The sequence below is a fragment of the Labilibaculum manganireducens genome (assembly GCF_002843385.1).
Lineage (GTDB): Bacteria > Bacteroidota > Bacteroidia > Bacteroidales > Marinifilaceae > Labilibaculum > Labilibaculum manganireducens.
Map to the genome: position 1 here is coordinate 1 of NZ_MVDE01000010.1, position 14,003 is coordinate 14,003.

A 14,003-nucleotide genomic window follows, 5' to 3' on the forward strand; every position below is an offset into this window, starting at 1 on the left:
CTAAAATTTCATTCTCTGTAAGACAGTCGTTTCTGTCTCTGAAAGCGAGTGCAAAGATAAAGAATTTAATTCCTAATCTGCAAATCTTTTTTCAACTTTTTTTTCAGGGTAATTTCGCTGTAATCCCTAAGTTTCCTAGTGACTCACAAGCTCGTTAGCTCCGAAAGCGGGTGCAAAGATAAATCATTTATTTTAATATATCCTAATCCCTAAGTGAAAAAATTTCAAAAAAATAAAGCCCGTTCCTGTGATAAAAAAATTACTCCCCAAATCACTCTAAACACCGGACACTTTCCTTTGAAAGCGGTGCAAAGATAAATGATTATTTTTCCCAATTCCTAATGCATTTGGAAAGTATTTCTAAACATTATCTTAACTCATTGATAACCTGATTGAATAATTTTTGATGAAAAGTAAATGAGTGAATGATTCCTGATGGTGCTGAGTAAAACATGATTCGCTGATGATCGCGAGAATCCCCCATTACGGATAGAAGCGATATCCTTTTAGTGAGGAACGAGGTAAAAGATTTAGCGGATAGCCCGACCAATTTTACTATTCTTTTTATAGAAAATTGGGAATGGTCGGATTAAAATTGAAAATTTTAGGCTTTTTAACTATCGTTCGGAAAAGATTTTAGGTAGATATACTATCTTCGTATTGCAAAATTATTTTAACACATTAATCTCTCATGGTGACAAATCGTATTGTTATTATCCCAACTTACAACGAAAAAGAAAACATTGAAGCGATTGTAAGGAAGGTTTTTTCGCTGGATACAGCTTTTGATATTCTGATTATAGAGGATAACTCGCCAGACGGGACTGCTGCTATTGTAAAGAAACTGCAAAATGAATTTTCGCAGCTGCACATTGTAGAACGCAAGGGCAAACTTGGTTTGGGCACAGCATATATTACTGGTTTTAAATGGGCGTTGGAACGCAAATATGAATATGTGTTCGAAATGGATGCTGATTTTTCACACAATCCGGAAGATTTAGTTCACTTATATAAGGCTTGTTCGGAAAAAGGTGGTGATATGGCCATTGGATCGCGCTACGTTTCCGGTGTAAATGTTGTAAATTGGCCTATGGGTAGAGTATTGATGTCGTATTTTGCATCGAGATATGTCCGATTTGTAACGGGAATGAAGATTCATGATGCTACAGCCGGCTTTAAATGCTATACAAGAAAGGTATTGGAAACGATTAATTTGGATAACATCCGATTTAAAGGCTATGCTTTTCAGATTGAAATGAAGTTTACGACCTGGAAATATGGTTTCAATATTATTGAAGTACCAATTATTTTTACCGACAGAACCCAGGGAACCTCTAAAATGAGCGGTGGAATTTTTAATGAAGCTGTTTGGGGAGTGATTAAAATGAAGTTGAGAAGCTTTTTCACAAAATATAATAGATAGGAGAAATGAGATGTTAGCTGTGAGATTAATTTATTTGATAAAATAGTGAGGCTTTCTAAACATCTATATACTATAAATACAAAACATTACAACACATTAACTAAGCAACCAAATGTCAAGTTTTCTAATTAAAAATGCCTTGATTATTAATGAAGGCAAAAAGTTTGCAGGAAGTGTTCTTGTGAAAAATCAACTAATTGAAGAAATATACACTTCAACTCCTGAAGTTACAGATAAGAATTGGACTGTTATTGATGCTGCCGGAAGGTTACTGATTCCGGGTGTTATTGATGATCAGGTTCATTTTCGTGATCCGGGAATGCCACAAAAAGGGGATTTATATACCGAATCGAGAGCTGCTGTTGCCGGGGGAACTACCTCGTTTATGGATATGCCCAATGTGAAACCACAAACGGTAACTCAGGAATTGCTAACAGAACGCTATAGATTAGGCTCTGAAAAATCTTTGGCAAACTACTCCTTTTATATGGGTGCTACAAATACAAATCTGGAGGAGATATTAAAAACTGATCCGAAATCGGTTTGTGGCATTAAAATATTTATGGGCTCGTCGACCGGAAACATGTTGGTAGATGATATTGACACACTTTCGCAGATTTTTGAAAAATCGCCCATGTTGATCGCAACCCACTGTGAGGACACTCCCACCATTGATAAAAATCAGGCTGAATATCAGAAAAAATTCGGTGATGACATTCCTATGGAGTATCATGGTGTGATAAGAAGTGCCGAGGCTTGCTACAAATCGTCATCGAAAGCTATCGAACTGGCAAAGAAATACAATACTCGTTTGCATATTCTGCATTTGTCAAGTGCCATGGAAATGGATTTGTTTGATAATTCGATTTCTGCAAAAGATAAAAAAATTACCAGTGAGGTGTGTGTTCACCATTTATGGTTTGATGATAAAGATTACCTGACTAAAAAGTCGAGAATACGTTGGAATCCTGCAATTAAGACAAAAAAAGATCAGGATGCGCTTTGGAAAGCTCTTTTGGATGATCGTTTGGATGTGGTTGCAACTGATCATGCTCCGCATACTCCGGAAGAAAAGGATGGCAACTACATGCAAGCCGCCGGTGGTGGTCCTTTGGTTCAGCATTCGCTGATAGCTATGATGGAACAAGCACGTAGAGGAAAGATCAGTATGGAAAAGGTAGTGGAGAAAATGTGCCATACTCCGGCTGAAATTTTTCAGGTTGAAAAACGTGGATTTATTCGCAAGGGATACTACGCCGATTTGGTTATTTTAAAAGAAGATGACTGGATGGCTACCAATGCCAATTCGTTATACAAATGTGGATGGACTCCTTTTGATGGCGAGAAATTCCAATATAAAGTAGACAAAACCTTTGTTAATGGACATTTGGCCTACGACAATGGTGTATTTGATGACAGTTCTAAAGGAATGAGGCTGAGTTTTGAAAGGTAGAAGTGAGATTTGAGAAATAAGAAAAAAGGTGAAAGGTGAAATTTTCAAAATATGAAACGTTCATGCCAAAAGGTGTTTTAACATACAGTGAGATGATTATTTCAGCATGGTAAGTTCTCCCGAAACAAGTTCGGGACAGGCTATATGGCAACTGAAAAACAAATAATAAACATATGAAACGTCCATGCCAAAGCGATTTTGACACACAGGGGGATGATTATTCCAAGCATGGTAAGTTCCATATGGCAAAAACTTAAAATTATAAACATATGAAACACTATAATCTTATAGTTACAGCTCTGATTTTTTCAGGGCTGTTTTTGTTTTCCTGCCAGCAGAAAGATACTGTTGAAAACAAAGAATATTCTGGTGTAAAAATCGCCAATCCTATTATTTATGAGGTTTTGCTGACTAATCCAAATCCTAAGGATGATTGGAAAACTGAATGCCTTGCAAATACCAATATTCACGACCTTATAAAAGACATTATTAATGCGGTAAGAAATGGCGATCTTCCGGCCTTTGATTATTACGACAATCACCGGTTATCAATTCCTGAACTTGAAAAAATAATAGCCGAAAGTGATTTGATGAATAAAACAGGAAACATTCAGTTTGAAGAGGAATGGTTTTGGGATGCGAAAAAGCTTTCTCTTGAAAAGAGAGTTAATAAAATGATGTTTGGCTACGAGATATATGATGCTTTAGGAAAAGTTAGAGGCTACAAGGCTAGTTTTGTAGTAAATTTAAATGCTGATAAAAATTGATTATTTAAGCCTTACATAGATTTGTAAACCAATTCCAATTCTTAACTATTCATCTAATTAATACTTGACCTGAAATTGTTCATTTTCTGAATTTCCATCTATTTTTACACAAAAAATTTAAATCATGAACTCTCTTGATTCTTGATCCTTTAAACTTGACACTTATACAATGAAAGTACTATTTATAGATTCAACCCACGCACGTTTAAGAGAAATGCTTGAAGCAGCAGGGTTTGAATGCACTTATGCACCTGCAAAAAACAAAGAAGAGCTTCTGGCAATTTTTCATGAGTTCGACGGCTTTATTATCCGCAGTAAATTCAAATTAAACAAGGAAGAATTAGATCAGGCTACCCGTCTGAAATTTATTGGTCGTGTGGGTGCCGGATTGGAAAACATTGATGTTGACTACGCCGAAAGCAAAGGGATTAGATGCTTTAATGCTCCGGAAGGAAACAGAGATGCGGTTGGTGAACATGCCGTAGGAATGCTGCTCTCTCTTTTCAACAACTTGTGCCGGTGCAATTGGGAAGTTAGAAATGGAATGTGGCGACGGGAAGAAAATCGAGGCATCGAAATAAAAGGAAAAACCATTGGTATTATTGGATATGGAAATATGGGTGGTGCTTTTGCCCAGCGCTTGAAAGGTTTCGGTTGCAAAGTTATTGCCTACGACAAATATAAATTCGATTATTCGGATGAGTTTTGTGAAGAAAAACAGTTGAATGATTTGTTTGAGAAATGCGATGTTTTGAGTCTGCATGTGCCACAAACAGAGGAAACAATGTTTATGGTGAATGATGACTTCCTGAATAAATTTAAAAAGCCAATTTACTTGATTAATACTGCTCGCGGAAAAGTTGTTCGCATTGCTGATTTGGTGAAAAATTTAGAATCGGGTCAAGTAAAAGGTGCTTGTTTGGATGTTTTGGAATTTGAAAAAACTTCCTTCGAAGATTTGCATGCATCAGAGCTGCCTGCAGAGTTTCAATATTTAATTGAATCGGAAAAAGTATTGTTGAGTCCGCATGTTGGAGGCTGGACACATGAATCGAATATTAAACTATCGGAAGTTACGGCTCAAAAGATTATTGATGAATTTGGAGAGTAATGATTCTTACCAAAATACAAAACCTTTAATTAAATTAAAGGTTTTGTATTTTAAATATGAAGCTCCAGCTTAGGCTCCTCAAGCTGAATAATATGACTTCTGATTTCTTCTGCAATGCTGAATAAGGTTTCTATTTTTTCCGGTTCAACAAACCAACTGTCTGTAGTAAAAATTCCAAAATGAGATCTGTTTATTAATGACGGAACAAAACTGGCATTTACAAGATTCACTCCGATTTTAAGCCTCTTATCAAACTCCAATGAGTTACAAATCAATTCTTGTATCTCTAAATTCTTAAAAATATTATTTGTCCCGATAGAATCAAACTCCTCTATCACCACCTGAGAATCGAAAGATTCATTGCCCGTTTTATAATCACTCTGCGATAAGAAGGGATTAAATATATCCTTTATATTTTTCTTTCTGATAAGTATTTTAGCTGATCTGCACATCGATATTGGGAAAAAAACACCACTAAACGTTGATTTTTCATTTATCTTTCGGGAATCTCCAAAACATACAAAATAACTACTCTCACCTCCATTATTAGTAATATACAGATTTCGAAGATTATAAATAAGAGGATTCAAAGCATTACCATGACAATGCTTCACTGAAAAGTCAATATTTCTATTAGACTGCCTCGCAAATTCTTTTAACTTCTGAATGCTTGTTTTTCGCTTTTTCATGAGTTTAAGTTAATAACATTATATTGTTTTATGTAAAAAAAATCACCAATACCACAAGTATTACTGTTTAATTCAATTTACATAAAATCTACTTAATAGAAAAATATTTTTTCCAAAAAATCTTTCCTCAATGGCTTTTAGTCAACAATTAAAAGCTTTTCATCAACAAATATGATACTACAAACAGAACCTAAAAACGATATTATTAGAATTATGAGATACAGTTATACGAATATCACTTGCCTCTCCATTAAAGGTTTTCACAGAAAAACAACTGCTTACGACAAATTCAACTATTCAGGCGAGCTTTGTGAAGAAAAACAGATGAAAGACTTGTTTGAGCAATGCGATATTATGAGTCTGTATGTGCAACAAGTGGAGGAAACGATGTTTTTGGTAAATGATAAATTCCTGAATAAATTTTAAAAACCGATTTACCTTATTACTAATACACTGAAAAGGGGGTTCGCATTCCTTACCTGGTGAAAAATCCGCATCTGGTCAGATGAAAGGTGCTTGTTTATCAGATTGAAGCGGAAAAAGTATTGCTTAGTCCGCACGTTGGTGACTGGACTCATGAATCGAATAGTAAATTATCGGAAGTTAGGGCTCAAAAGATTACTGATAAGTTTGGAAAATAAAGTTATCTAAAACAAAGAGGCTGTCTCATAACTACGAAACAGCCTCTTTTTATTAATGAGTGTAAATTCTAAAATCCGTAAGCCATTCCAATTCCAAAATAGTGATAAGCTTCATCGGTTAATTCAATTTCAGCTTCCATAATCAGGGACCATCCATTTCCAACGGCAACTCTTATACCAATTGGCACCCAAAGTGGGATTGCAGTTTCATCGCCAAAATTAATATCCATATCTAATCCGGTAATCAATTTTGTTCCCGATGCCAAGGGAACAGTTACATTGGCTGTTCCATCGAACCCAAAATCATGAAAATGGTGAGCTCCTGCTGACAATGAGAGGTTCTTGCTGATTCCGAACTCAACATCGCCACCATAATAAGTTTCATCACCAAAAGCACCAATCTTAGCTCCCAAATCAATATTTTTTCCAACACCTACTCCAGCATGAAAAAACATTAAAAATTCATTCGATCCATTGGATACCAACATAGAAGGTTCAAATCCGATCGACGCCTCACCACTTTTTAAAATTCCTGATGTATTAAAAATTTGGGCATTCCCTACTATTGCAACAAGCATCAAACTCAATAAAATTATTCTTCTCTTCATAACTAATTTTTAAATATTAAATAGAAACAGTACATAGATAATTATTATTGTAACAATCACAATTTTTAATCGGATTTTTCCAATTTAAATGGCAAAAAAATAACGCCAACAGCTGTCTTCTGTTGACGTTATAAATCCAAACTATATTAAATGAAAAAAAAATGTTAATCTTTATATCTTTTATAATCAGTCATCGAGTAAAATAATTGTTCTGCCTCATCATTAGAAAGCGCAATTCCCAATTTCTCTCTGATATTTATTTTTAATTCGCTAAGTGTTGCAGACTCTCCCAACACACTGGAAACAGATTTTTTCTGTCGTTCCAAATTTTTTACAAATATTTTATATAACAATGGATTTGTGATGTTTTCCCATTCTTCCCCATTTTCCATTTTCTTATGAAATGCATTTTCTTTAGGCATTTTTCGATAAGCAACCTCTAGCCCACCAGTCTCATGGTCAGCGGTAAAAATCAATAATGTATTTTCCGGAGATTCCTGATATTTTCTGTACGCATCTTTTAAAACCTGATTCATTTCTTCAACTGCTTTATAAACCGAAGCTATATCGTTATCATGAGCCTCCCAATCAATTCTGGCGCATTCAATCATTGCAAAATAAGGAGAATCTGTATCCGAAATCAATTCTAAAGCCTTATTTCCCATCTCTTTCACACTTGGAATTGATACGGTTGATTCATCGCGGTTAATTGCAGCAGGCAATCCTCCGCTGGCAAATAAACCTATAACTTTGCCTCTTTCAATGTTTTGTAATTGTCTTAAAGTGGAACAAAATTGATAATCCTTTTTTTGAAAAGATTCAATTAAATTACGAGAATCAGTTCTTAAAGATTCAAAATTTAAAGATTCAGGCACTCCTTCAAAATCTGAAAAAATTGTTCCTTTGGGGAAAAAGAGGTTTGCTCCTCCTCCTAAAATCACATCAATATTGCTCGAAGCCTCTAATTGATCAGCTATTTTCTGTTCCGCATCCCTATTAATAGAATGTGCATAAAAAGCAGCAGGAGTTGCATCGGTTATTCCTGCATCAGTAACAATTGCCGTTTTGTATCTCCCGTTTATGGCTAATGCTAATGCGCTTTGTAAAGGCATTCCCAAAGAATCTACACCTATCATATTCATCAGTGTTTTTTTTCCACAAGCAATTGCTGTTCCCGAGGCTGCTGATCCTGTAACCAATCCTCTGGCAGTACCTGTATACAAATATCCACATGCCCCTTCACTCATTATACGTTCGAAATAAGTAGGAATCTTATTTTTTTGTGCATATCGTTCATAAATTGGTAATGCCATGTGCATATTTCCCATTCCATCTCCAATTACGATTATTACATTTAACTTTTCTTTAACAGCACTTTTCAATACCCGTCCTAACGAATCGTTTTGGATAGGACCTTGCAACATCTTTGTATATTTTTCAGGTCCAACAGCACCTAAAGGAACCGGTGCTGCAGTATGAGAAGTTGTGCTCCAAATCACTTGTGTATCTTTCCCAATCATTTGATTTAGTATCACATGTGAAATGGATCTTTTGTTCCAAAATTCCGATTCATTCCGAATCATATCATCATGTAACTTAAGATTTTTATTTTGGCAGGCAGAATTACTTACGATTATCAAGACCAGAGCTATAAGCCCATGTATATATTTCATTTTTTTATTTGCTTTTCATCCAATTTATTAAAATAGTTACTAAAACACGAAGGGCAATCACAACCAATAAGATCAACACCTGCATTTCGAAGAACATTCCAGAAATTAACTGATTCTGATAATTCATCAGGCATTCCCCAAAATCGTATCATTTTATTTTGAGAATGGCAAGCTTCCGTTAAACAGCATAATTTCTCATAATCTTTTTTTGATATCTCCTCCTTGCCTTTCCATGTAAAATATGTGTTCCAATCATCACTAATTAGTAAAAAAAGGTTTGAATCTTTAAATTTGTCTATGTCTGAAATACGACCATCCAAAAAAGCATACCTTAAAGTTTCTTTTTTCAAAATCTCTACCGGCCGGTCTCCCGAAATAATAATTGTTACTAATTTCTGCCTAATTTTATTATCTGAAAAACAAGTTAGCATCTCCAAATATGGTATTAACATCTTCTTCAATTCAGTATAAGTTTCCTTGCCTTTATCCTTAATATCAATCATCAAAATGATTGGATTAAATTTTTTGGATGAGTCCCTTGTCAACTGTAATAATGGGTTCAAATACAAATGTTCCAGTGTTTGCTCTAACCTCAGATTATTCTCGTTGTGTCCCACTAAAAGTTTACCGCTGCGTAAAAAAACATCTGCCTCAATACTTACCATGCCATTTTCCAAGGCCTCAAATAAGGGACGCTTCTGAAGATAATCGTTATGCGAATGACCACCTTTAAAATTACATTGCTGCGCATAAACAGTTACCGAACAAATTACTGCTGCAACAGCAACAAGTACTACTCTTAAGAATACCATCATTGAACTTTAATTTAGCCAAGATTATACGAATGCCACCAATTCAATATATCAATGGCATTCGTAATTATGTATTTACCACCCAATATTTTGATCAATACCTGAACTTGAAATCACTTCGCTCGGAATAATCCAAACATTGTGAACATCTGGTTTGTAGGTACGTGCTGGCCAAACTTCCTCTATCGTATAAGGTGAATCAGGATTTGTTTTATCTGAATGAATTCGACCATGAAGTGGTTTAGAATAGATAGATTCAGCATCTCCCCAGCGCACCAAATCTCGATGACGATTTGCAAACTCACCAGCAAACTCAACCCGACGTTCCTGTTTCAAATCAGCCATTGTGCAATTTACTTTTGAAGCCAAACCAGCTCTGTTACGAATCAAATTAATCTCTGTATCCGCATTTTTGCTTAGTTTCAATTTTGCTTCTGCTTTCATCAAAACCACTTCCGCATAACGTAAAATTGGCACATCCTGAATAGTATAAAGAGCATCACCGTTGGCATTAATTAAACCATTCCCAATAGGATCGGCATACGAATAAATATCCATGTATTTATTGAACTGAAAACCAGAAAGAGAATTTGTTGAATAATACCTGCGACTTTCTCCCCAAAACTGAAATTCGTCTCCAAAATTCAAAATTGTAGCTGAACGACGGTAATCTCCATCTTCAAAAGCCTCAAATAATTCCTCTGTTGGTGTATAGTACCCCCAGCCGTTGTAAACACCCCAGCCTTTATTTTCAAGCATCACACCAACTAACTTACTACCTCTGTCGATACCTGAAGTAACAGACCAAATATATTCCGAGCCAAATTCATTCTGATATGTAAACACTGATCGAAAATCACTCTCAGGCGTATCCGTGTCAATTAATTTACGCCCCGAACCAGAATTGCTTACCATATCACAAAACTCAATTACTTTTTCCCATTTAGAATCATCGTACTGTGCCCAGTACAAATAGGTCTTAGCAATGTATGCATAACAAGCATCTTTATGCGCACGACCTTTATTTTCAGATGAGTAAGAGGTATACAATGGCAATAAATCTGCAGCTTTTGTTAAATCCTCCACAATTTGAGCATAATTTTCAGTAACTGAAGCAGGACGCTGAAACTTTGTCTCTTTCATATTTTCAACTGTCACAATGGGAACACCTCCACTCACATCATTTCCATAGGCTGAAGCAACCCAGAAATAATGGAAAGCACGCATAAAATAAGCTTCTCCCAGACAACGTTTTTTTACACTTTCATCGAAGTCCATATCCGGAACATTTGCTAAAACATCATTAGCCCGACGAATTATTTTGTAAGACTGAGGATACATCCAGCTTGCATAACCCTCGTCTCCAGTCAGATTGAAATTCTTGATATTGTCAGCTTCTGCTTTAATACGACCAGTAATCATATCATCAGAAGCATTAATGTACCACATAAAACCGCGGGAGAACATATCTTCATCGCCCATATAATAATACATTGAATTTACAGCAGCTTCGGCATCAGCCTGCGTTTGAAAGTAATTCGACTCTGTTGCACTTCCCAATGGAGTGAGTGAAGTAAAATCATCTGAACAAGACACGATTCCAACAAAAGAAGCAAAAATCAAAGCCTTTGACATATATTTTTTCAACATGATAATGATAATTTTAAATTAAAATTTGAATGATAAACCAAGTGAATAAGTTTTTGCAACCGGATAGGTTCCAAGATCCAAACCAATTCCTCCAACTTCAGGATCAAGACCTGTATAATCAGTAATCGTAAAAAGGTTTTCTGCAGAGAAATAAACCCGAAGTGAAGATCCTTGGCAGATTCTGTTCAATAACAAAGCAGGAACATTATACCCAATAGTTAAATTCTTTAATCGTAAATACGAACCATCTTCTAAATACCAATCCGAATTCGTTCCAAAATTAGAATTAGGATCATCTACTCTCAACATAGGAATCTCAGAATTTATATTACTTTCGGACCAAGCATTTAAGACCCGATTATCCAAGTTATACCCCTGTTGCGCAGCATTATAAGCAGTGAATTTGTAGGCATTAAACAACTTTACTCCTGATACTCCTTGGAAAGTTAAGGCTAGATCAAAATTCTTATATTCAGCAGAGAAATTGAATGCATAAGTAAAATCAGGAAATGCATTTCCTTTATAAGTTCGATCTTCGTTGCTAATCTCACCATCCTTATTCGAATCAATAAACTTTAAATCTCCTGGTTTTGCATTTGGTTGAATCAACTGTCCGTTTGATCCTGTATAATTATCAATCTCAGTCTGAGTTTTGAAAATACCATCAGAAGAGATCAAATAATAAGAATACAATTCTTGCCCTGGTTCTGATCGGTATGGATACAATGTTGAGCGTACATTATTACTGTGATAAATATAGCTGCTGGTATATCCATCCAAATCTTTCAGGTTATTTTTAGTCGTTGAAAAATTTCCATTTACTGAATACTTTAAACTACCAATATTGCCTTTGTACAAAGCTGAAAATTCAAATCCTTTATTTTCGACTGTTCCTACGTTTGAAGTTGGACCATCGTTCACTCCAAGATGCGAATCTGCAGCATTAGTCATAATCATATCGTTAGTATTCTTCACAAAATAATCAGAAGTAATTTCCAAACTGCCTTTGAATAAAGACAAATCTAATCCAACATCAAATGATTCAGAAGTTTCCCACTTTAAATTGGGATTTGACTGTTGTTTAACGTAGTATCCTGAAACCTTCTGGGCATCGCCTTCACCTAAAGTAGGACGCTGAGAAGACATAGGCACATTATATGCATAATAACTTACGGACTGAATATTCCCTATCTGTCCCCATGAAGCACGTAATTTCATTGAATGAATCCAATTCAATTCTTGCATAAACGACTCATTACTCATTTTCCAGGCTACAGATGCCGATGGGAATAAATCACTGTTATTTTCGCTACTCAATCGAGATGTTTGGTCACGACGAATACTGCCCATCAAAAAATATTTATCACTATAGTTGTAACGAAAACGACCAATCATAGAATTTAATGCATCTTCATAAGCATCGCTTGAGTAAGAATTAATAGAACCAGCATTTTCAAGATAGTGATACCAGTTTTCTTCCCTTGCAAAATCCTGTGCATTCACCAAATTATACTCATACTTAGTATATTGTGCAGAATAAACACCTGTGAAATCTAAATGATGATTATTGATCGTTTTAGAATAACTCACCTGATTGTCCCAAATCCATTTGTTACGTTTTGACCAACTTTGATTCAGGTAATTCATTTCCGATGGTCTTCCACTTTCTGGAATTTTAGGTGTAAATTTCTTATACTCTGAATCCTTCAAACTCAACATGAGAGAAGAGCGAAATTTAAAATCCTTAATGAAATCAAATTCGATATAAGCATTGGCATCAATATAAGTAACAGGATTACTTGTAGCAGGACGTTTCAACAAGGCAACAGGATTATAAACATCACCATAAGATCCTGCATAGTCTGAACCCTTGGGAGCTACACCATGAAAATTGCCTTCTCCATCATAAACTGGTGCCGCCGACGGCATATACATGGCATTAATAATTGTTCCTGAGTAACTTGATGTATTGTTGGTTCCAATAGCTTCCTCATTTAAAACATAAAGGTTTTGTCCTACTCTCATTTTATCACTCAAATTATATTGAGATTTTACTCGTAAGCCAATGCGTTCCGATGATGTATTAATAAGCAAACCTTGTTTTTTCTGATAACTGAACGAAGCACTATAAATTCCTTTTTCACCTCCTCCACTTAAACCAACATTAGCGTTGTAAACAGATGCCTTCCTGAAAATCTCGTCAATCCAGTTGGTGCGATTAACTCCACCCCAAGGATTTAAGCTCACATCACGAGCCGGATCTCTCGTAGCTCCACTGTTATCAGCAGCAGTATTATAAGCCCAGTTTTGTTCTTCTGCCGTTAAAGGAACAGGTAAATTATCAGCTTGCTGAACTCCAGCAAACACATCAACAGCAACAGAAAGTTTACCAGCTTTACCGCTTTTTGTTGTCACCACAATAACACCAGATGAAGCCTGTGCACCATAAATTGCTGCAGATGCTGCATCTTTCAAGACAGTTATTGATTCAATATCATTAGGATTTAGTGTACCACCATAATAAGGCATTCCATCAACTACCCACAATGGAGATTCTGTATTAACTGATCCCATCCCACGAATAGTTATTGTTGGAGTACTTGCAGGATCACCTCCTTGCTGCTGAACAGTAACACCAGCAAGATTTCCTTGCAAAAATTCTTGCGCACTTGTAATAGGACGACTACTTATTTGATCCATATTGGAAACAGAAGCAACAGAACCGGTCAAATCACTTTTTCGTGACGATCCGTAACCAATTACTACTACATCATTCAAACTAGTTGTTTCTTGCACTAAGTAAATAGTGTAGTCCTGTGAGCCATCAAATTCCCTTTCAATAGATTGAAATCCAATAAATGAAATTTGTAATCTCCCTTTTGTAAGATCTGTTTCGAATGAAAATTTTCCATCCATATCGGCAACAGTTCCTTCGCTTGTTCCGCTTATTCGGATACTCGCTCCAATGAGTGGCAACTTCTCTGAATCATACACCACTCCGGTTAGTTTCGTTTGAGCCATAATCGTTATCGAAATAATAACCAACGAAAACAGAATTAATAGTTTTTTCATTTTGCTTTAAATAAATTAAGGTTTTAAAACTGAATAATTCAACAACTTACTCTTCTGACAGAATAAAAATTTGAAACCAAAGCATATTATATTTCTGATTTCGA

Annotated in this window: 11 protein-coding genes; 5 read left to right on the forward strand and 6 right to left on the reverse strand. The window is 35.6% G+C overall.

Going from position 1 to position 14,003, the window contains the following annotated elements:
- Positions 1 to 691: 691 nt before the first annotated feature.
- The 4 genes from BZG01_RS08250 (at position 692) to BZG01_RS08265 (ending at position 4,754) form a co-directional block, all read left to right on the forward strand.
- A complete protein-coding gene (locus BZG01_RS08250; protein WP_101309358.1) occupies positions 692 to 1,423 on the forward strand; it encodes a polyprenol monophosphomannose synthase in 732 nt (243 codons plus the stop codon).
- 112 nt (positions 1,424 to 1,535) lie between these two features.
- Positions 1,536 to 2,876, forward strand: coding sequence for a dihydroorotase (locus BZG01_RS08255; protein ID WP_101309359.1), 1,341 nt, complete (start codon positions 1,536 to 1,538; stop codon positions 2,874 to 2,876).
- Between the two features lie 269 nt (positions 2,877 to 3,145).
- Complete coding sequence (locus BZG01_RS08260) at positions 3,146 to 3,643, forward strand: hypothetical protein (RefSeq protein ID WP_101309360.1); 498 nt, start codon at positions 3,146 to 3,148, stop codon at positions 3,641 to 3,643.
- Between the two features lie 169 nt (positions 3,644 to 3,812).
- Positions 3,813 to 4,754 (forward strand): 2-hydroxyacid dehydrogenase, encoded by a 942-nt coding sequence (locus BZG01_RS08265; protein ID WP_101309361.1) that lies wholly within the window; start codon positions 3,813 to 3,815, stop codon positions 4,752 to 4,754.
- 50 nt (positions 4,755 to 4,804) lie between these two features.
- On the opposite strand, the gene BZG01_RS08270 is transcribed toward BZG01_RS08265, so the two are convergent.
- Positions 4,805 to 5,443, reverse strand: a complete 639-nt coding sequence (locus BZG01_RS08270; protein WP_101309362.1) for a hypothetical protein — start codon at positions 5,441 to 5,443, stop codon at positions 4,805 to 4,807.
- Between the two features lie 171 nt (positions 5,444 to 5,614).
- On the opposite strand from BZG01_RS08270, the gene BZG01_RS08275 reads away from it, so the two are divergent.
- Positions 5,615 to 5,869, forward strand: a complete 255-nt coding sequence (locus BZG01_RS08275) for a hypothetical protein (protein ID WP_101309363.1) — start codon at positions 5,615 to 5,617, stop codon at positions 5,867 to 5,869.
- 283 nt (positions 5,870 to 6,152) lie between these two features.
- On the opposite strand, the gene BZG01_RS08280 is transcribed toward BZG01_RS08275, so the two are convergent.
- The 5 genes from BZG01_RS08280 to BZG01_RS08300 form a co-directional block, all read right to left on the reverse strand.
- Positions 6,153 to 6,692 (reverse strand): hypothetical protein, encoded by a 540-nt coding sequence (locus BZG01_RS08280; protein ID WP_101309364.1) that lies wholly within the window; start codon positions 6,690 to 6,692, stop codon positions 6,153 to 6,155.
- A gap of 164 nt (positions 6,693 to 6,856) precedes the next feature.
- Positions 6,857 to 8,365: an alkaline phosphatase gene (locus BZG01_RS08285; RefSeq protein ID WP_101309365.1), complete on the reverse strand. Its 1,509-nt coding sequence runs from the start codon at positions 8,363 to 8,365 to the stop codon at positions 6,857 to 6,859.
- Entirely contained in the window at positions 8,362 to 9,180 is an 819-nt protein-coding gene (locus BZG01_RS08290) for a phosphatidylinositol-specific phospholipase C/glycerophosphodiester phosphodiesterase family protein (RefSeq protein ID WP_101309366.1), read from the reverse strand. Before BZG01_RS08290 ends, BZG01_RS08285 begins: the two co-directional genes overlap by 4 nt.
- Positions 9,181 to 9,252: 72 nt before the next feature.
- Positions 9,253 to 10,827, reverse strand: a complete 1,575-nt coding sequence (locus tag BZG01_RS08295) for a RagB/SusD family nutrient uptake outer membrane protein (RefSeq protein ID WP_101309367.1) — start codon at positions 10,825 to 10,827, stop codon at positions 9,253 to 9,255.
- An 18-nt stretch (positions 10,828 to 10,845) separates the two neighbouring features.
- Positions 10,846 to 13,899, reverse strand: a complete 3,054-nt coding sequence (locus BZG01_RS08300; protein ID WP_101309368.1) for a SusC/RagA family TonB-linked outer membrane protein — start codon at positions 13,897 to 13,899, stop codon at positions 10,846 to 10,848.
- Positions 13,900 to 14,003 lie beyond the last annotated feature (104 nt).

What these genes read in the sequence shown, in the direction of transcription:
- BZG01_RS08250 (WP_101309358.1), top strand. Translation starts at nt 692, where the DNA reads ATGGTGACAAATCGTATTGTTATTATCCCAACTTACAACGAAAAAGAA.
- BZG01_RS08255 (WP_101309359.1), top strand. Translation starts at nt 1,536, where the DNA reads ATGTCAAGTTTTCTAATTAAAAATGCCTTGATTATTAATGAAGGCAAA.
- BZG01_RS08260 (WP_101309360.1), top strand. Translation starts at nt 3,146, where the DNA reads ATGAAACACTATAATCTTATAGTTACAGCTCTGATTTTTTCAGGGCTG.
- BZG01_RS08265 (WP_101309361.1), top strand. Translation starts at nt 3,813, where the DNA reads ATGAAAGTACTATTTATAGATTCAACCCACGCACGTTTAAGAGAAATG.
- BZG01_RS08270 (WP_101309362.1), bottom strand. Translation starts at nt 5,443, where the DNA reads ATGAAAAAGCGAAAAACAAGCATTCAGAAGTTAAAAGAATTTGCGAGG.
- BZG01_RS08275 (WP_101309363.1), top strand. Translation starts at nt 5,615, where the DNA reads ATGATACTACAAACAGAACCTAAAAACGATATTATTAGAATTATGAGA.
- BZG01_RS08280 (WP_101309364.1), bottom strand. Translation starts at nt 6,692, where the DNA reads ATGAAGAGAAGAATAATTTTATTGAGTTTGATGCTTGTTGCAATAGTA.
- BZG01_RS08285 (WP_101309365.1), bottom strand. Translation starts at nt 8,365, where the DNA reads ATGAAATATATACATGGGCTTATAGCTCTGGTCTTGATAATCGTAAGT.
- BZG01_RS08290 (WP_101309366.1), bottom strand. Translation starts at nt 9,180, where the DNA reads ATGATGGTATTCTTAAGAGTAGTACTTGTTGCTGTTGCAGCAGTAATT.
- BZG01_RS08295 (WP_101309367.1), bottom strand. Translation starts at nt 10,827, where the DNA reads ATGTTGAAAAAATATATGTCAAAGGCTTTGATTTTTGCTTCTTTTGTT.
- BZG01_RS08300 (WP_101309368.1), bottom strand. Translation starts at nt 13,899, where the DNA reads ATGAAAAAACTATTAATTCTGTTTTCGTTGGTTATTATTTCGATAACG.